This is a genomic window from Nonomuraea mangrovi (assembly GCF_042681425.1).
In the GTDB taxonomy this organism is placed as follows: Bacteria; Actinomycetota; Actinomycetes; order Streptosporangiales; family Streptosporangiaceae; genus Nonomuraea; species Nonomuraea mangrovi.
The window spans coordinates 274,296-291,975 of the sequence record NZ_JBHUFV010000015.1 but is presented as its reverse complement, the minus strand read 5'-3'; the positions used below and the strand labels follow the sequence as shown (position 1 = coordinate 291,975).

The window sequence follows — 17,680 nt, the reverse complement described above, 5'->3', positions numbered from 1 at the left end:
TCCATGCAGACCCGCAAGGATCTCTACCAAGCCCATCGGCTGATGATGCAGCGCATGGGCATGGCCCTGCTCCAGGCGGAGCCGGACGTCCCCGAGTCACCCATGCGCAGGCAGAACGTCGCGATGTTCTGCGGACTGCTCATCGCGGTGCTGATCGTCGCGGGGTTCGGGATCTGGGGTCTGATCAAGCCGGGCAACGCGACCAACCTCACCGAGCCAGGACAGCTGCTGGTGGAGGAGAACACCGGCGCCACGTTCGTCTACAGCCAGGAGCAGGGCAAGTTGGTGCCCGTCGCCAACTACGTCTCCGGGCGGCTGCTGCTCGACAGCACCGACGTCAAGGTCCGCAACGTGACCGCCGCCTCGCTGGCCCGCTTCGACCGCGGTCCGATGGTCGGCATCCGTGGTCTGCCCGACTCCCTGCCTCCCTCGGAGAAACTGGTCAAGGGCCCCTGGTCGGCGTGTGTCATGGACAACCCGGCTCCGTCCGCCGAACGCAAGCAGTTCGTGTCGCTGGTGGGTGGCGTCAACGTGGGCGGCAGGCCGGTGGGCGGCGACGCGATGGTGGTCGTCGACACCCGGCGCAACGCCTACGTGATCTTCAATGACACGAAGATGCGGGTGCAGCCGGAGGGCGTCGCGGCGCTCGGGGCGAGTGCCCCCAGGCAGGTGCCCGCCTCCTGGCTGAACGCCATCCCTGACGGCCCGGACTTCCGCGCGCGGCATCCCTCCGGCATGGGCACGCGGATGAAGGGGCCCGACGGCGAGAACGCGAGAATCGGCCAGATCTACACCACCACCGGCGTCGCGGGCGGCCAGACCAGGTGGTATGTCCTGGTCTCCGACGGCCTGGCGCCCATCACCCCGACCCAGGCGAACCTGGCACTCCAGGACCCCAGGATCAAGGCGGTGTACGGCAGCCGCGACGCCGTGCCGACCGAGATCGACGCGGCCACCGCCAACAGCAACCTGACGAAGACGCAGAGGCACCTGATGGGGGGCGGCCTGCCCACCTCTCTGCCCAAGGTCATCACGGTGCAGGGGACGTCGCCGCTGTGCGCGGTCTACTCCGACACCGCCAAGGGCTCGGTCAAGGCGAAGCTGACGATCGGCAGCACGATCACCATCCGGCCCCCTACGGTGACGGGCAGCGAGCAGTACTTCGACCAGGTGATCCTGCCGGCGGGCGGGGCCGCCCTCGCCGGGCTGCTGCCCGGAGAGGGCCAGCTGGGCGCGATCAACACCTACGAGCTCATCAGCGACCAGGGCCTGAGGTTCCCGCTGCAGTCGGCCGACCAGATCGGCAAGCTGGGCTACCAGCCCGCCGATGTGACACCGGTGCCCACCCATCTGCTCCACGCCATCCAGCCGGGCCCCACGCTCGATGCCGCCAAGGCGCGGGACCATCTTGCGCCCGGACAGTAGCGGCGGGGCGCTGTGCGGCCGCAGGGCGGTGCTCACCGGCCTGCTCGTGGCCGCGACAGGTTGCGGGCGGCCGCGCGGGACGACGCGACTGGTGATCGCCACGGGCCAGCGCGGCGGCGTGTACTTCGACTACGGCGAGGGCCTGGCCGCGGCGATCTCGGCGGAGTATCCGGACCTGCGCCCCGAGGTGATCACCACGGGAGCGTCGCTGGACAACCTGAGGCTCGTGGCGGGCGGCAGGGCCGACGTGGCCTTCACGCTGGCCGACTCGGCCGCGCTGGCCGTCGCGGGCGAGGCGCCCTTCGCCGCGCCCCAGGAGGTGCGGGCGCTGGCCAGGCTGTACGACAACTACGTGCACCTGGTGGTCCGCGCGGGCTCCGGCATCGTCGCGCTCGGCGACCTGCGAGGCCAGCGGGTCTCCTGCGGAGCGGCCGGCTCGGGCACCGAGATCATCGCCAGGCGGCTGCTGGCCCTGGCGAGGCTCGAACCCGACACCGTCGAACGGCTCGACCTGGCCAGGTCGGCGGCGGCGCTGGCGTCGGGCTCGATCGACGCCTTCTTCTTCTCCGGCGGCCTGCCCACGCAGACGATCAGCGAGCTGGCGGGGCGACGGCTGGTCCGCCTGGTGGACCTGCGCGACCACGCCGAGCCGATGCGCCGCAGGCACGGCGAGTTCTACAGCCCGCGCACCATCCCCGCCTCCGCCTACGGCCTGCCCGCGTGCGGCTCGATCGGCGTGCCCGACTACCTCGTCGTACGGCAGGACATGGCCGAGGACCTCTCCTACGAGCTGACCGGCCTGCTGTTCAGCGACAGGGACGCGCTGGAGCGCGCGCACCCCGAGGCGCGCAGGCTGAACGTCAGGTCCGCCTTCGCCACCGATCCTGTGCCGCTGCACAAGGGGGCGATCCGCTACTACAGGGAAAGCAGATCCTGACGTCGAGGCCCGTGGGCTCGCGGGCCAGCAGGTCGATCGAGCCGCCGGAGGCGGCGACAAGCACGGACACGATGGACAGGCCGAGGCCCGTGCCGTCCACGTTCTGGTGCCTGGCCGAGCGCCAGAACCGTTCCGTGGCCCGCGCGAGCTCCTCCTCCGGCAGTCCCGGCCCGTCGTCCATCACGTGGATCACGGCGTGATCGTCGACCCGCTCCAGGTGGACGGTGACCGTGCCGGCGCCGAACTTCACCGCGTTGTCGATCAACGCGTCCAGGATCTGGTCGAGCGCCTCGGGCAGCGCGAGCACGGCGGCCCCCAGCCCGCCCGTACGGCGCAGCACCACCCCCTGCCCCTGCCACACCGCCACCCGCCCGTCCACGACCTCCTCAGCGTCGACCGCGACGATCCCCTGGTCGTCACGCCGCTCCGCGGTGGCCAGCGCCAGCAGGCCCTCCAGGATGCGGGCGAGCCTGTCGGTCTCCTCCACGGTGAGCGCGTGCTCGCGCCGCCCGCCCTCGTCCAGGTGGCCTGCCAGGTTCTCCACGCGCAACCGCAGCACGCCCAGCGGGGTGCGCAGCTGGTGGCTGGCGTCCGAGACGAAGGCCTGCTGGCGGTCGAGCAGGTCGGTCACGGTGTCGGCCATGCGGTTGAACGAGCGGGCGAGCCGTCTGAGCTCGGGCGGCCCCTCCCTCGTCGCGACCCTGGCGTCCAGCCTCCCCTGGGTGATGTCGTGGGTGACAGCGTCGAGTTCGAGCACGGGGCGAAGCGTCCATCGGGCCAGCCACCTGGCCGCGAGCCAGGTCAGCACCATGGCGAGCAGGTAGCCGGCGAACAGCACCGCCCAGTTGCGCGCGATCCTCGCGCGCAGCGGGCCCGTGGGCGCGATCGTCAGCGCGGCGCCCACCACCTCGCCCTCCTGGATCACCGGCACGGCGACCACCAGGTCCGCGGCCTGCCACGGCCAGATCGTCTCCGGCTGCCGCGGGTCGGCCGACAGGGCCCGTTCGATCGGCTTGCTCGCCTGGTCGAGCGACAGCGCGGGCGGGGCCACCGCGACGATCTTCCCTTCCCCGTCGAGTACGGCGGCGCCGATGCCGAACAGCTCGTGGTAGCGGACCAGCTCGGCCCGCAGCCGCAGGTTCTTGGCAGGTCCGAGCGCCGGGTCCGCCTGCGAGGCGAAGCGCTGGGTGTCGCCCTGCTGCTCGATGAACGACTCCTGCGTCTCGCGCACGGCCAGGTTGACCGCCAGCGGCACGGTGACCGTGAGTAAGGACAGCGCGAGCAGCGACATGTAGCTGATCAGCAGGCGGCGGCGCATGTCAGAGCGTTCGCATGCGGTAGCCCATGCCGCGCACCGTCTCGATCAGGCCGGGGTCGCCGAGCTTGGCGCGCAGGCTGGCGATGTGCACCTCGAGCGTGCGCGCCCCGCCCTGCCAGGTGGTCTGCCAGACCTCGGCCAGCAGCCCATCCCTGCCGATCACCGCGCCGTCGGCCCGCACCAGGGCGTGCAGCAGGTCGAACTCCTTGCGGGTGAGGCGGACGTCGGTGCCGTTCATCCGCACCGAGCGGCCGACCTCGTCGACGTCCAGCGGGCCGTACGTGCTGGTGCCACGCGCGGAGGGGCGATGGCTGCGCACCCTGCGCATGACCGCCTCCATGCGCGCCTCCAGCTCGGCGACGCCGAACGGTTTGACGATGTAGTCGTCGGCGCCCGCGCGCAGGCCGCGCACGCGCTGCGACTCCTCGCCCCTCGCGGTCACCACGATGATCCCGATCTGGGAGTCGGCGCGCAGGCGGCGCAGGAGGTCGACGCCGTCCAGGTCGGGCAGGCCGAGGTCGAGCAGCACGAGCTCGGCCCTCGCAACCTCGGGCAGGGCCAGTGCTTCGGCCGCCGAACGAGCGCGCTCGACGTGGTGTCCGTGCCGCAGCAGAGCGGTCGCCAGCGCGTCGGCGAACCTGTCGTCGTCCTCGACGAGCAGGATCCGCATGCTCAACAACTCCTCAAATCTGACACCGAATATTTCACCACGGTTAACTTGAGTTTCTATCCTCCCCCTAAACGGGATAAGGGGTGCTTGTGGGGCAGGATTCGCAAGGGTTCGCCTACCTGCCGGACTCGCTCCGCAGGGCCATGCGGGCGTGCGCCGACCAGGTGGACGACGTGGCCGCCATGCAGCACGTCTTCACCCCCGCGGCGCTGAACCGCCGGGACTTCGGGCTCGCCCCCGGCGCCGAGGATGTCGCGGACGCCTACTGCGGCGATCCGGGGCGCTACGAGAGCGTCGCCACCTACCTCAACGACCTGCAGCAGGCGCTGGGGTTCATCGCAGCCGCGCTCGCCGAGTCCGAGACGGCCTACGCGAAGGCGGGGCCCAGGTGACGCGCGAGCCCAGCATCAACCCCGTCACATGGAACTGGAACCCCGCCTCGTGGGGATGGGACTTCAACCCGGGCACGGTGCTCAATCCAGGCCCGCTGTTCAGCACCCTCTCCTCCATGTGGCACGCGCTGCCCCTGATGTTCGACGACACCATCGAGCGTCGCCTGATGGGCGCCGCGGCCGCGCACCGCCGGCTCGACACCGATCTGGAGCGGCTGCACCAGGCGATCGACCCCGCGGTGGCCAAGATCGTCCAGGACTGGCAGGGCGGAGCCGCCGACCAGTTCAGAACGGCGTGGAGCAGGGTGGTCGACCCGAAGGCCCGCGCCGCGCTCCGGCAGAGCTGTACGGGCGTCGCCGAGGTCCTCGAGTCGGTCCTCAACGCCACGAACATGACCAAGCAGGCCATCATCGAGCTGGTCAGAACGGCCGTGCTCTGGGGTGCGCTGTTCTTCGCGTTGCGGCTCGCCGCCTCCATCTGGGCCGCCTACCTCGCCTACCTCAAGACCACCAGGCTGGTCATGGCCGCGGTCACGCTGCTCCAGCGGCTGGCGGCGTTGTTCAGGACGGCGGGCACCCTCCTGGCCAGGCTCCCGCTCGCCGGCCGCCTGACGATCGTTCCGAAGATCGGGAACGCGCTCAAGACGGCCGCCCTGCGGCCCTTCGACATCACGACCATGACCAAGCTGGCTTCGGCCGGCTTCAAGTCCTACGCCAAAACCTCCGCCTGGGTCTACGGCGGCGTCATCGGCACCCAGATGGCAGCGCAGGGGATGAAGGGCGAGAGCATCTTCAACCTCTCCCCGCTGACGTTCGCGCAGGCGGCCCGGATCACCACGGCCGCCACGCTGGCGGGCGTCTTCCTGCCGATCGCGGGCCCCTTCAGCAAGGGCCTGTTCCAGGGCGGCTCCGCCGCCTCGTGGGCGGCCACCCTCACCAAGAGCGGCGTGGCGGTCGGCGAGTCCGGCATGGCCTTCGGCGGCTTCGTCGCGGCCCGCAACTGGGCCACCTCGAAGCTGCCGTGGCTGGCCAAGCTCGGACCGGACGCGCAGAAGCAGGCACTGGGCTTCGCGCCGACGGCCGCCTTCAGGGTGTGGCGTCCGCTGAACACCTCCGAGGTGCCCGAGCAGCTGCCGTCGTGGGAGCGGCCCTCCGTCGACAGCTGGTCGGTGAACGAGGGCTCCCTGTGGGAGGTCGCCGACAAGGTGTGGGGCGACGGCTCCCGGTGGAGGGAGATCTACGACGCCAACCGCGACCTGATCGGCCCCGACCCCAAGGTTCTCAGGGTCGGGCAGGTCCTCACCATCCCGGGCTAGGCCACTACGCGGGGAACGAGTCGGGAAGGTCCAGCCCACCCGGCATGTTCTTGTTCGTCGGCATCTTCGGCGTGAGGCGACCCGAGGCCTTGTCGTACTGGAGCCCGAGGCCGTCGAGCATCGGCATCGCCTTCATGTCCTGGAACTTCGCGGCCTGCTGCTGGCTCAGCATCTGGGCGCCCGAGTAGATCCCCATGAGGGCGAAGCCGACGATCGTCAGCTTCTTGAGCGCTCCGGTGGAGGCGCGGCCGATCTGGGGCCCGACGGTGCTCGCGGCCGTCTCACCCGCCGCCACGCCCACAGGGCCCGCCGCCCACGTGGCGCGCATGAACACCGCGAGAGCGAGCATCGCGACAGCGGAGGCGACAGCCAGGTAGGACCCGGCTTCGACCATCCCCCTGGGTGAGGCGGCGGCATCGCCCATGGTGTTGCGGTGGTCGCCCTTCTTCTCCCACTCCACCCCGAACTGCTCCATGGTCTGCTCGACGACATCCCAGGTGCCGCCCTCCCACAGGGCGTCTGCCTGCAGCTTCTTCTTGAGGTCGGCCAGGGACTCACGCAGGGCGGCGATCTCGGTCGTCTCGCCGCCCTTGTCGGTCGACTGCCAGGACTGCTTGCCCTTGTCCATCGGCTCGGTGTCGGCCGCGATGGCCCCGTACGCCAGCGGAACCGCCGCCGCCCACGCACGCCTGATCCAGATCGCCGCCCCGATCTGGACGCTGATCGCGATCAGGTACCGCTGCAGTGTAGGTCCCATGATCACACCTCGTGCGTCAGCGTCGGCGGGGCGATCCCGTCCTGATCCATCCAGACACCCTCCTCCTCGCGGAGTTCGTAGGTGTCCTTGTCCCTCTCCTTGTCATCCGTCTGACCGCCGCCGGCGCCCATCGGCGGCATCATGGGCATCATCGGGGCGCCGCCGGCGCCGTTGATGCCGCGCGCGCCCAGACCGGCGGCTCCCGCGCCGCCGAGCCCCGAGCCTGTCCCGGTGCCCATGCCGGTGCCCGCCCCCGCCCTGCCGTACGACGAGCCGGGGTCGCCCGTGTAGGTGACGGGCGTCTCCGGCGTGCGCAGGTTCGGCGTCTGCAGGTTCGGCTGCTGGTAGTCGGCCAGCCCGGTCGACCTGGGGTCGGGCGTGTTCAGATCCGGAGTCTTGAGATCCGGCGTGTTGAGGCCGGCGTTCTCGAGGTTGGGGTTCCTGAGGTCCGGATAGTTGAGGTTCGGATTCCTGAGATCGGGATTCCTGAGGTCGGGATTCCTGAGATCGGGATTCCTCAGGTCCGGGTTCTTGAGATCGGGGTTGGGCAGGTTGGGGTTCCTGAGGTTCGGGTCGTCGAACCCCGGCACCTTCGGCCCCTGAAGGTCCGGCTGGTCGATCCCGGGAGTCTTGAGGCCCCCGTCGCCGGGGTTGAGCGAGGAAGGGCCGCCCAGATTGCCCAGACCGCCCATGTCGCCCAGGCCGCCGAGGTCGCCGAGCCCGGCGGGCTGGATGCCGCCGGGCTGCTGCGGGAACTGGCTGTCGTCATCGGACTTGCGATAGTTGGCGTCGGCCAGCGCCAGCGCGGACCGCCAGGACTTGAGCACCTCCCCGGCCACTCTGGCGCCCTCGACGTCCCGGTCGCGGGCCTGGTCGTGCGCGCTCGCCACCTGCCTGATGGCCAGCGGATAGTAGATGCTGATGCCGCCCGTGCGCGTGGCGAGCGTGCCGGTCTTCTCAGCGTCCTCGTCGAGGCTGCCCGACGTCGTCTTGAGCTTGTCCTTGACGAAGGAGATGCCGGAGGACGGCGTGAGGTTCACGTTCGCGTTCTGGACTCCTGGCTGGATTCCCGGCCAGGAACCGTTTCCCGCGTTGGGGTAGCCCGTCACGACTCACTCGTTCCGCCGATGAGCTCCGTGGTCACCTCGTGCGGCGAGGTCCACGGGTCGCGATCCTCCCGTAGGTCGGTCGAGCGCGAGTTGTCCTCGCTCGCTTCCGCGCCACCGATCGCGCCCATCCCGCCCAGCGGCAGGACCGGCGTGCCCGCGCCGAACGCGCCCCGCGAAGCCGCCGCGGTCATGGCGTTCGGTCCGTTCATGGAGCCGCCGCCGATCACCGAGGGAGTACCGGGCTGGCCGCTCGTCGGACCGACGAAGGTGTTGGGCCGCCCCGGCGTGGGGTAGACGGTGGGCGGCGTGGTGGTCTGGATCTGCCCGTACGGCGTCGTCGGCGTCGTCGTGGGCGTCGTCGTCATGGGGTTGGTGGGCGGGGTCGGCCTGTAGGAGGCCGTCTCCGTCTGACGGGACCCGTCTTCCTGGCCGATCACCGCCGGCGCGGTGCCGTCGCTCCCCGTTCCGCTACCCGTGCCGCTGCCGGTGCCCGTGCCGGAGCCCGTGTCGCCGTTCCCGCCGGGAACGGTCGGGTCGCCTCCGGGAGGGTCCGTGCCCGGCGGCGTGCCGGGCCTGCCAGGGTTCTGCGGGTTGGAGTCATCACCGCCGGTGCCCGTGTCACCCGAGCCCGGGCCGGTCCTGCCGGGGGTCTGCCCTGTCCCGTCTCCGCCCGGCCTGTTGATACCACCGCCGGTCGAGCCGTCACCCGAGTCGAAGGTGGGCGTGCCGGGAGGAGCGCCCCGATAGGAGGACGGGTACCGGTCCGGGTCGGAGTAGGTGGTCGGCGTGTAGCCGGTCTCCGCGCCGGGCGGGGCGGGGATGTCCAGGTCGTAGGAGACCTCGTCGGGAACCTGGCTGTAGAGGGAGACGATCTCCTTGTTGAGCTCGTCCAGGATCTGCCGCGCCTGCTGGTCCCGCCGGGCCTTGGCCTCCGCCACCGGGTCGGTGCCGGGCGGGTACGGCGCGGGCCCTGGAGAGGGCTTGGGCGTCGAGGTCGAGGTCGGCTTGGACGTCGGGCTCGGAGGAGTGGTGAGCGTGGGGGTCGGGGCCGGCTCCGACTTGCCGGTGGGCGGCGGGGCCGTCTCGATGGCCTCCGCCTTCCTGATGGCCTCGGGCAGGTGCGTGGCGCCGTAGGCGTTCAGCGCCGTCGACATCGCCTTCATCTTGGTGGCCAGCTGGTCGCCCGTGGTGTCGAGCTTGTGCAGACTCGCCTGGAAGAGCGCGGCGGTGGGCCCGCCCCACATCTCGCTCAGCCCCTTGGCCGCCGAGAGCAGCGACTCCCGCGCCAGCCCGATCATCGAGGCGGCGCTGGAGTAGGCGTCGGCGGCCTTCACGACGGCAGGGGCGTTGGTGTCGTTCAGCCACGTCTTGATCGTCTCGGCGGACGCCGTCACCGCACCAGCGTCGGGAGCGTCGCCGGACTTGATCTGATAGGTGTTCGACTCGCTGGCCACCCTGAACCTTCCAATGCGCGGACGTCAGCCGCCGTTGAAGCGATTGCTCTTCTCGTACTCCACCGCGTGGTCCTCGAGTGCCTGCACGACCGACTCGAACGTCGAGACGAACTTCGCGTAGACCATCTCAAAGCCACGGGAATTGCCCTCGAGGCTGACCACGCCGCCGGGGTCCATTTCGGTCGAACCGACCGCGTGGGCGAACTTGGCCGCCGTCGACCAACTGCCGATCTCGTCGCGGCTGATCCTGGCGTGGCCCTGGACGCTCTCGAGCGCTCCGGTCATGAACCTCTCACCGGGGATCGCCGGGCCGCCCATGCCCCTGCCGTTCATGACGGACAGAATGCCGCGCATCTCCTTGGCGATCGCACGCATCCTGTCGACACTGAACTCGACGGTGTTCTCGTCACCGTTGAGTCCGGGCCATCCGCCGTCAGGTCCTGCCATGATGCCCTTCCATCCTCACGACGACGACAAATCCGGCCACCACACGAAGCGGTGACCGGTGAGCCGGATCTGCCTCAGAACTGCGTCCACATGGACTGGTTGTGCCGCTCGGCGATCTGGTAGTTCTCGTTGGCCGTGTTGACGTGCTTCTGGGCGGCCCCCAGCTCCGTGCGCATCTGCTCGGCCTGCTGGTTCCACTTGACCTTCTTCTGCTCGAAGAAGGTCTTCGCGCCACCGCCCCAGGCGTTCTGGTCGCCTGCCTGGTCGTCCCCGTCCCCGGTGCCCAGCACCAGCGCGAGGTCGCGCATGAGGTCGGTGGTGATCTGCTCGAACCTGTTCACCATCGCGACGAGGTCGCCGCTGACGACGTCCATCGTCCCGAAGTTGACCTTGACGCGGTCGCTGGCGCCAACATCGTTGTGCGGAATGGCCATGGCGATATCTCCTAGCGGTTGATGAGGTTCTGGACGAAGGACGCGCCCTTGTTCTCGTCGTCGACTGCCGCGTAGGTCTGCGCGTTGGCGCCGAGCTTCTCGGCCACGTTCCTGAGGTCGTCACGGACGACCCTCATGTTGTCGTCCCAGCCGATCATGGCCTGGCCGAAGGACTTGGCCGCGGCACCCGCCCAGCCGGTCGCGAGGTTCTCACCCGTCAGGATGACAGCCTGACGCAGGCCCTCGATCTCCTCTTCGGCCTTCACCACAAGCATCTTGGCGCGCTCGATCTGAGATGCGCTCGCCTGATAGAACTCCGCCACCAGTACCTCCTGTGCCGTGCGGCTCCGTCCAAGCGCGGCGCCACCCCCGTTACGGCCTCAGCCGTCCTCAGACGGGGAGCGATCACCGCATCAAACATCAAAGGGCACATAGGTACCCTGTCGCAACATAACTAACAAGTATGCAGATCACAGATCGATAACATCAGAGTGGCCCGCAGGCAAACACGCAGGTAGTTGAATTGCACACCGTTGACCCCGGCTGTCGATTTCGAGTCAACGGAAACAACGACCGCCTCTCCCACCTGCCTGGAGTGCCCCGACTTGGGCTACTGTTGCGGATCACTGAGTGCCGGGGGACGGAGGCCGGGTGAGCGAACAACGCAGCATGGACAGCCTGCTCAACTGGGGGCAGGCTGCCGAGCCTGATCGCTTACGTGACATCGACGACGCGCCGCGTGGTGGAGGCGACGGTGTCGTGCCGTTCACCACCTCGTCCGCCGACCCCCGGGTGGCGCCCGCCGGCGACACGAGCGACGCGTCCGTCACGGGGCCCGCCGTACCGGCCGATTCTCAGGCGACAGGCGCCGGCGACACGGAGTTGGTCTCCGTCGCTCCCGCCGAGTCCGATGAGCCCGTCGACACCGAGCCCGGCTTCGTCGAGCCCGAGGCGGCGGAAGGCGACCCCGACTGGGACTCGTCCGGCAGTGACGTGGGCGCAGACCCGTCCTCCGACGCGGCCGCGGACGGCGAGGAGGGGCAGGTCGCGGAGTACGTCGAGGGCAGTGGCGACGCCGACATGGCCGACCTCGAGGGCGGGCTGAAGGACATCGACGACCCGAACACCGGCGGCGAAGGCAACGGCGACCAGAATGGCGACGGGGGCGACGGCTCCGGTGATGGCGGCTCGGGCGACGGCGGCCAGAACGGCTCGGACCAGGGCGGCTCAGGCGGCGACGGCTCGGACCAGAATCCGGGCGAGGTGCCAGGTCAGGACGGGAGCGGGGACCCGTCGAACCCCGGCGGCGACAAGCCCGGCGAGGACAAGCCCGGTGACGACAAGCCCGGTGACGACAAGCCGGGAGAAGACAAACCCGGCGACGACAAGCCCGGCGAGGACAAACCGGGAGAAGACAAGCCCGGTGACGACAAACCCGGTGACGACAAGCCCGGGGACGACAAGCCCGGCGAGGAGAAGCCCGGTGAAGGTGATGGGGCGGGCGACATCCCGACCCCGGACACCCCCAGCATCCCGGGCGGTGGCGGCGGAGGTCCCAGCGGTGGCGGCGGCGGTCCCAGCGGTGGCGGTGGAGGGCCGAGCGGAGGCGGCAACGGCGACCCGAACAAGACCGACGGCAAGAACGACGGCAAGGACGACGGCAAGGGCAACGGCAAGAACGACAACGCGGACAAGCACATCAACAAGGAGACCATCAAGAACGTGGCCTCCATTGTGATCAACGAGGTCGCTCCCGCCCTGCGGCAGGCGTCGGAGAAGGCCGGGGGCACCAGGGCCAGCCTCATGGTCTTCGGGGTGGCGGGCATCCCGTTGGCGCATGGGCACGATCGGGCCCGCATGGCGGCCGTCGAATATCTGAACGGGGGCGTCTCGCTGGTCGGCCGGTGGGATACGGCGCTGCAGAAGTCGTCGCTCAACTGGAAGGACGCCGACGACAACAGCAAGTACAAGGGAGGCTGACCTCATGGACGTATGGCTCGCCATGTATCTGGAGGGAATCGGGGCCAGCACGCTGGCCGCCTACCTCGCGCCGAGCAACGCCGCCTTCGCCATCCCTCTGGCCATGGGCGCGCAGGCGTCGAGCGTCGAGGGGCAACACGCGCTCGCCAACACGTGGGAGGAGTCGATCCAGCACCTGCGGACGGCGCGCACCGGGTTGGAGACGGCCCAGAAGACCGCCGAAATGCCCAAGGAATGGACCGCCGACGATCAGAAAGAGTTCCGCGCCAACGCCAAGGACCTCATGGCCGACGTCGACACGGACATCCGGATCAAGGAGTGCGCACGGGACGTGTGCCGAGCGACCGCCAGGGTGTCCACAGGCGGAGCCATCCTGTCGGCCACGGCCGGAACCACGATGCTGATCGCCGCCTACGCGGCCTCTGTGGCGGCGGCGGCGCCCGGGCTCGGCACACTGGCCAGCCGGATCGGGATGCTGGCCACCTCCAACGCCGTGCTGCGTGTGGTCAACAGCGCGCTCACCAAGAAGATGGTGATGGTGGGCGCCGCCGGGGCGATCCTCTCAATGGGCGAGGGATGGCTTCTCATGCAGAAGGCCAACCTGGACAGCAAGGTCACCAACCTCGAGGGCGGCAAGCCCGACTTCTCCCAGCCGGAGAGCGGCTGGGAGAAGAAGCTGCAACAGCCGAAGACGGCGCAGGCCTAGAGGTCGAGGCGGCGGCGGATCTTGTCGAGTTCGCCCATCACGTCCTCGAAGGTCCTGTTGTAGGCCGCCTCGGCGTTCTTGACCTGCTCCAGCGCGGCGTCGGGGTTGCTGATGAGCTTCATGGGGTTCTCGTCCTCCCCGAACATCTCCCCCATGGTCTCGTTCACCTGCCGCTGCAGGTCGGCGGTCGCCTCCTGCACGACAATCTTGACCTTCTCCGCCAGCTCCCCCGAGCTCAGCCGCATCGCTTTCGGGTGGAGCTCGAGCATGGTCAGACCAGCGTTGGTGTACTCCGCGCTGACCAGTCCGTCCTCGTCCTGCGCCTTGCCGACGAGCTCGCTCATGACCTTCTGGAGCTCCTCGACGCGGGAGAACTGCTCCTCCGCGTTCTTGAGGAGCTTGTCAATGTCGAGGTTCGCGAAGTCCCCGAAGTCCTGCACCGGCTACTCCATCCTGGAGGGGCAAACGTCCAGCAACGTAGCGGTTGTCGGTTTACTCCGCAATCACGGGCGGCCGGCAGGCCCATCCGCCGCCCTCCCGACGGAAGGGGGCGCGGCCGTGCCGGCGACGCCTCCTGCCATCAACGAATCCATAACTCACGACAATTGTCCGCGCGCCCGCACGGCCACCGCTGACTCATGGCCGGCCACCCGGCGCACTCAAGCAGGGCGAGAGCTCCGCAGCAATAGAAGAGAAACAGCGAGGCTGCCGTCGCCCGCTGAACGGTGCCCCGCGAGCAGAGGTTCGTGCTCGTCAGAGGCCGAGGTTAAGCCTTCGTTAATTCCTTCTTGACGTTCAGCGTCCAAAGATCATTCCGGGGTGTCATACAAAAGTCACAATGGTAAAAAGGCCGCATGTCTGACGTTTTTCCTTCTGCCACTTCTGCGCCACCTACTTCCGCACCACCTACGTCTGCCTCACCCACTACCGCACCACCCACTACTGCGCCGCCCACGTCTGCTCCACCGACTTCCGCACCGCCCACGTCTGCCCCACCCACTACCGCGCCGCCCACGTCTGCCCCACCCACTACCGCCCCGCCCACTACCGCCCCGCCCACTACTGCGCCGCCCACGTCTGCCCCGCCGACTTCTGCACCGCCCACGTCTGCCCCACCCACTACCGCCCCGCCCACTACTTCGCCGTCCGCGTCTGCCTCCCCCACAGCGGTCAGCCCTTGTCCGCACAAGCCGCACTGTCCGCCTCCCGTCTGCCTCCCCCCCGCTTTGCGCTCCCCCCAGGCCAACCAGAACGTCACCAGCCCCTCACGCCCCACCGCCCCCAAGGGCCCCAGCAGCCCTGGCAACCCCGCCAACGGGTACGACACACACGCCGGCTTCGTACGGAAGTTCGCCGGCACCATGGACAGCTCGGCCACCGGCGTCCACACGCTCAAGGAGCACACCCCCGTCTTCGAGGGCTGGAACCTGGTCCCGCTCGCCGGCATCCCCATCGTCGGCCTGCCGTTCGTCGGCCGGTTCAACAACATCTCCAACACCTGGCGCGACAGCGCCGGCATCCTCGGCGGAGTGCTCCGCACCGACAGCGGCAAGCTGTTCCAGGCGGCCGACGTCTACACGGCCGCCGACCGGGCCGGAACCCTCGGGAAGAAGTGACGGAAGCGATGTCGACTCCACCGATCGAGCCGTCGAAGTTCATTCTCCCCGGCCAGACGGCGCCGACCTCCCCGCAGCAGCTTCACATCACCAACAGCAGCGGCAACGTGGCGCGGACCGTCACGGTCACGCCCGCCCCCACCCCGCGCACCGACCCCGGCTTCTACCGCCGGCTGATCAGCAGCATGAACCCGCTGCGGCAGACCACCAGGGCCTCGATGGCCATGTCAGGGCTCGGGATAGCGGCGATCGCGCTGGACGTGGCGGCCACGCTCAACCTGGGCAACCCGTTCCTGTTCTACGGCCGCCGCGAACAGTGGAAGGAGATGGCCGGCCTCCTGGAGGGCAACAGGTCCGACCTGTGGCGCTCCTACTTCGACGACATCTCACCGAACTGGAAGGGGCACGCGGTCGAGATGCTCCAGCAGTACATCCGGTTCAACGTCAACGGCCTCTACAGCCAGCTCGGCAAGATCTCCGGCGAGATGAGCGGCACCATGCACGCGCAGTACAAGGAGGTGCTCGAATACGACCTGTCGGTCTTCGGGCTGTACGCCACATCGGCCCCCATCCTTCGCACCCTCGCCGGCATGAGCCTGCACCCCGTCGGCAGGGTCGCCCTGATGACTCAGGTCGGCGTCTTCATGAGCGCGGCCGGCAACCTCATCAAGCAGTTCGCGGACGTCTACTACTCCTACGAGGGCGACCTCAACAAGCTGGAGCTGAAGCTCAACGACCTCAGGGGCGCCTTCTACCGGTCAGGCAACCCCGCGATGGGACCTCGCGACCTCAACATCTCCCCCAGCATCGGAGACGCCGCCCACGTCGCCGACAACTGGATCCCCGCGGGCAAGGAGAACGCGTGAAAGACGCCGAGGCCTTCGCCCAGGGCAGGGTCGGCGACCTCGACGGCCTGATGCGAGAGCTGAACGGCTGGGTCGGTTCTCTGACCGCGGCCATGGGCGACCTTGCCGAGCAGAGGCTCGAAGGCACCGACCCCACACAGACGGTGCGCGCCGCGGTAACGGGCACAGGCCGCCTGCTCACCCTGTCCATCGACACCCAGAAGCTGCGCGGCCTCGACCACGTCGACCTCGCCGAGGCCGTCCAGGAGGCGATCGGCGCGGCCAGGCTCGCCATCGGTGAGCGCGTGGCCGAGCTCATGCGAGACGTGGCCGGCGCCCAGACCTCCGCGGACGACAGTGACCCCCTGGACCCCTACATCCAGAACGTGCTGCGGGAGGGATGAGCAGTGGAGGAGATGGAAGCGGCCCAGGCGAGGCTCGACGACCTGGTGACGCTGGCGGACCGCGCCGACGACATGGTGGACCGGTGGAGTGCCGGCGAGTTCACCGCCAGCGCGGACGAGGGCCGCATCGTGGCGACCACCGACGCGCTCGGCAGCCTGCTCAGCCTGGACATCAGCCCGGTGAGCAGAAGAAGGCTGGACGCTGTGGAACTCGCCGACGCGATCCTGACCGCCGTCGTCGCCGCTGAGGATGCCGCTGCCGCGTCCAAGGACGAGCTGATGGAGGATCTGCGGGCGGCCCAGCGATCCATCGAGCGCCGTTCCTGACGCCCTGCCGTGGACGATCACCGGGACCGGCGCCACCGGCGCCGCGACTTCCCGATACCGGCATCCGGAAGTGGCTGCCGGTCGACCGCGGCCACACGATCGACCGGCTGAGCAGGAACGACGACTGGTGACCAGGTCAGCCTGAGAGGCCGCGCACCCAGGAGTAGACGTCGAGGACGCCGAGCGCGAGCGGGAACAGCGCCGCGATCAGCATGAGGTCCACGATGTCACCCGCGCGGCCCCAGAACGGCGAGGGCTTGCCCGTGGGCAGCCACATCCCGAGGCCGGCCGCGATCAGCGCCACCCACAGCAGGCCCACGCCGACGGCGACGGCCGCGATGTCGCCCATTCCGGCGCTCAGAGACAGCCCCAGGGCCGCCAGCCCGCCCAGGCCGACCACGAGCAGCCAGATCCGCTGGCCGAGCCCGTGGAAGACCCTGGCGCGCATGACCAGGGTCAGCGCGAGGACCACGACCATGATCCTGGCGGCCCAGCCGCCCTCCATGACCAGGAGGAAGAGCGCGCCCGCCGCCACCAGGCTCACCCCGGCGATCAGGCTCGTCACGTAGGACTGGGCCTTGACGGTGCGCTCCTTGACCTGCGCGGCGTCGAGCCGCTGGTTGTCGGTGCGCAGCTCTTCCGCGCTCGTCGGCATGGAGGGCAGCGGCAGCTTGGCCAGCCTGAAGGCCAGGGTCGGGAACAGCGGGGTGAAGGCCAGCAGCACGGTGACCGCGACCGCCGCCACGCCCGCCGGCGAGGTGCCCCAGATCATGACGACCGCCGCTCCCGCCGCCCCGGTCACCGAGGCGATGGCCGTACCGAGGAATCCCGGCAGGCCGTCGGAGGTCAGCGTGCCGCCGAAGGCCGCCACGAGCGCCGTACAGGCGAAGGCGGCGAGCAGGTTGGGCGCGGCGAAGCCCGCGCCTCCTGGCGCGAGCAGGCCCGCCAGGAACCCGTACGGCAGCGCGGCCCACCCGATCGGCGCGCCCACCGAGGAGTCGCCGATGGCCCTCGACATGACCACGCCCGTCACCAGCAGCAGCAGCGCCAGCACGCCCGCCACGATCGCCCTGATCGTCCACGGCGGCCCTGCCAGGAACAGCGCGAACGCGCCCATGGTGAGCAGTCCGCACGCGGCGGCGGTGCCCGCGGTGCGGGTGTGGTCGGGCGTCCACTTGCCCGAGCCCTCCTTGATGCCGCCCGCCACCAGGTCGGCCACGTCGTCGTACAGCGCGGGCGGCAGCACCGCCTCGCGCGGCCGCAGGTAGAGCACCTCGCCGTCGAGCACGCCGAGCGCGCCGAGGCTGTGACCGATGTCGAGCGGGGCGCCGCCGAGGCGTTGCAGCATCCAGCCCGAGGCCGACGCGGACTCTCCGCCCACCTCGTCCATCGCGCGGAGCAGACCGGGCAGGACGTGCGGCAGCGGAATGTCCGCGGGCAGCGCCAGATCGGCTCTCTTGCGCGGTCCCACGATTGTGACGTGGCACAAGGCCGGCATGGGAGCGGGGATCTGCGCGAGAGCGCCCTGCTGCATCGGGCCTTG

General features: G+C 69.7%; 20 protein-coding genes. 10 read left to right on the top strand and 10 right to left on the bottom strand.

What is annotated here, in order from left to right:
- The first annotated feature begins 3 nt into the window (after positions 1 to 3).
- Positions 4 to 1,425 (top strand): type VII secretion protein EccB, encoded by a 1,422-nt coding sequence (gene eccB / locus ACFSKW_RS08835; protein WP_379571035.1) that lies wholly within the window; start codon positions 4 to 6, stop codon positions 1,423 to 1,425.
- Complete coding sequence (locus ACFSKW_RS08830) at positions 1,409 to 2,362, top strand: TAXI family TRAP transporter solute-binding subunit (protein ID WP_379571033.1); 954 nt, start codon at positions 1,409 to 1,411, stop codon at positions 2,360 to 2,362. The genes eccB and ACFSKW_RS08830 overlap by 17 nt, the downstream gene beginning before the upstream one ends.
- On the opposite strand, the gene ACFSKW_RS08825 is transcribed toward ACFSKW_RS08830, so the two are convergent.
- Both ACFSKW_RS08825 and ACFSKW_RS08820 read right to left on the bottom strand, forming a co-directional pair.
- Positions 2,286 to 3,680, bottom strand: a complete 1,395-nt coding sequence (locus tag ACFSKW_RS08825; protein ID WP_379571031.1) for a sensor histidine kinase — start codon at positions 3,678 to 3,680, stop codon at positions 2,286 to 2,288. The genes ACFSKW_RS08830 and ACFSKW_RS08825 overlap by 77 nt on opposite strands.
- Position 3,681: 1 nt before the next feature.
- A complete protein-coding gene (locus tag ACFSKW_RS08820; RefSeq protein WP_379571029.1) occupies positions 3,682 to 4,350 on the bottom strand; it encodes a response regulator transcription factor in 669 nt (222 codons plus the stop codon).
- An 89-nt stretch (positions 4,351 to 4,439) separates the two neighbouring features.
- Between ACFSKW_RS08820 and ACFSKW_RS08815 the strand changes: the two genes are divergently transcribed.
- Positions 4,440 to 4,742, top strand: a complete 303-nt coding sequence (locus ACFSKW_RS08815) for a hypothetical protein (protein WP_379571027.1) — start codon at positions 4,440 to 4,442, stop codon at positions 4,740 to 4,742.
- Positions 4,739 to 6,058, top strand: a complete 1,320-nt coding sequence (locus ACFSKW_RS08810) for a hypothetical protein (protein ID WP_379571025.1) — start codon at positions 4,739 to 4,741, stop codon at positions 6,056 to 6,058. Before ACFSKW_RS08815 ends, ACFSKW_RS08810 begins: the two co-directional genes overlap by 4 nt.
- A 4-nt stretch (positions 6,059 to 6,062) precedes the next feature.
- Here ACFSKW_RS08810 and ACFSKW_RS08805 read toward each other — a convergent pair whose 3' ends face one another.
- The 6 genes from ACFSKW_RS08805 to ACFSKW_RS08780 all read right to left on the bottom strand — a co-directional run bounded on the left by ACFSKW_RS08805 (position 6,063) and on the right by ACFSKW_RS08780 (position 10,582).
- Positions 6,063 to 6,815, bottom strand: coding sequence for a hypothetical protein (locus ACFSKW_RS08805; protein ID WP_379571023.1), 753 nt, complete (start codon positions 6,813 to 6,815; stop codon positions 6,063 to 6,065).
- 2 nt (positions 6,816 to 6,817) lie between these two features.
- Complete coding sequence (locus ACFSKW_RS08800; protein ID WP_379571021.1) at positions 6,818 to 7,924, bottom strand: pentapeptide repeat-containing protein; 1,107 nt, start codon at positions 7,922 to 7,924, stop codon at positions 6,818 to 6,820.
- Complete coding sequence (locus ACFSKW_RS08795; RefSeq protein ID WP_379571019.1) at positions 7,921 to 9,378, bottom strand: hypothetical protein; 1,458 nt, start codon at positions 9,376 to 9,378, stop codon at positions 7,921 to 7,923. Before ACFSKW_RS08795 ends, ACFSKW_RS08800 begins: the two co-directional genes overlap by 4 nt.
- A gap of 24 nt (positions 9,379 to 9,402) precedes the next feature.
- Positions 9,403 to 9,825: a hypothetical protein gene (locus ACFSKW_RS08790; RefSeq protein WP_379571017.1), complete on the bottom strand. Its 423-nt coding sequence runs from the start codon at positions 9,823 to 9,825 to the stop codon at positions 9,403 to 9,405.
- 74 nt (positions 9,826 to 9,899) lie between these two features.
- Positions 9,900 to 10,259 (bottom strand): WXG100 family type VII secretion target, encoded by a 360-nt coding sequence (locus tag ACFSKW_RS08785; RefSeq protein WP_379571015.1) that lies wholly within the window; start codon positions 10,257 to 10,259, stop codon positions 9,900 to 9,902.
- Between the two features lie 11 nt (positions 10,260 to 10,270).
- Entirely contained in the window at positions 10,271 to 10,582 is a 312-nt protein-coding gene (locus tag ACFSKW_RS08780; protein WP_379571013.1) for a WXG100 family type VII secretion target, read from the bottom strand.
- 328 nt (positions 10,583 to 10,910) lie between these two features.
- Here ACFSKW_RS08780 and ACFSKW_RS08775 point away from each other — a divergent pair, with 328 nt between their 5' ends.
- Together ACFSKW_RS08775 and ACFSKW_RS08770 are read left to right on the top strand one after the other, a co-directional pair.
- Entirely contained in the window at positions 10,911 to 12,239 is a 1,329-nt protein-coding gene (locus ACFSKW_RS08775) for a hypothetical protein (RefSeq protein ID WP_379571011.1), read from the top strand.
- A 4-nt stretch (positions 12,240 to 12,243) separates the two neighbouring features.
- Positions 12,244 to 12,945, top strand: a complete 702-nt coding sequence (locus tag ACFSKW_RS08770) for a hypothetical protein (protein ID WP_379571009.1) — start codon at positions 12,244 to 12,246, stop codon at positions 12,943 to 12,945.
- On the opposite strand, the gene ACFSKW_RS08765 is transcribed toward ACFSKW_RS08770, so the two are convergent.
- On the bottom strand, positions 12,942 to 13,385 hold the full coding sequence (locus tag ACFSKW_RS08765) for a YbaB/EbfC family nucleoid-associated protein (protein ID WP_379571007.1): 444 nt from the start codon (positions 13,383 to 13,385) through the stop codon (positions 12,942 to 12,944). The two genes, ACFSKW_RS08770 and ACFSKW_RS08765, sit on opposite strands and share 4 nt — an antisense overlap.
- A gap of 786 nt (positions 13,386 to 14,171) precedes the next feature.
- Here ACFSKW_RS08765 and ACFSKW_RS08760 point away from each other — a divergent pair.
- The 4 genes from ACFSKW_RS08760 to ACFSKW_RS08745 are packed head-to-tail and all read left to right on the top strand — an operon-like array spanning position 14,172 to position 16,137.
- A complete protein-coding gene (locus ACFSKW_RS08760; protein WP_379571005.1) occupies positions 14,172 to 14,561 on the top strand; it encodes a hypothetical protein in 390 nt (129 codons plus the stop codon).
- 8 nt (positions 14,562 to 14,569) lie between these two features.
- Positions 14,570 to 15,427, top strand: a complete 858-nt coding sequence (locus tag ACFSKW_RS08755) for a hypothetical protein (RefSeq protein ID WP_379571003.1) — start codon at positions 14,570 to 14,572, stop codon at positions 15,425 to 15,427.
- Positions 15,424 to 15,810 (top strand): YbaB/EbfC family nucleoid-associated protein, encoded by a 387-nt coding sequence (locus ACFSKW_RS08750; protein WP_379571001.1) that lies wholly within the window; start codon positions 15,424 to 15,426, stop codon positions 15,808 to 15,810. Before ACFSKW_RS08755 ends, ACFSKW_RS08750 begins: the two co-directional genes overlap by 4 nt.
- A gap of 12 nt (positions 15,811 to 15,822) precedes the next feature.
- The gene (locus ACFSKW_RS08745; RefSeq protein WP_379571517.1) at positions 15,823 to 16,137 is read left to right on the top strand and encodes a YbaB/EbfC family nucleoid-associated protein; all 315 of its coding nucleotides are present in this window, start codon (positions 15,823 to 15,825) and stop codon (positions 16,135 to 16,137) included.
- A 136-nt stretch (positions 16,138 to 16,273) separates the two neighbouring features.
- Here the strand turns inward: ACFSKW_RS08745 and eccD are convergent, their stop codons facing one another.
- Positions 16,274 to 17,635, bottom strand: a complete 1,362-nt coding sequence (gene eccD / locus ACFSKW_RS08740) for a type VII secretion integral membrane protein EccD (RefSeq protein ID WP_379570999.1) — start codon at positions 17,633 to 17,635, stop codon at positions 16,274 to 16,276.
- Positions 17,636 to 17,680: the final 45 nt, after the last annotated feature.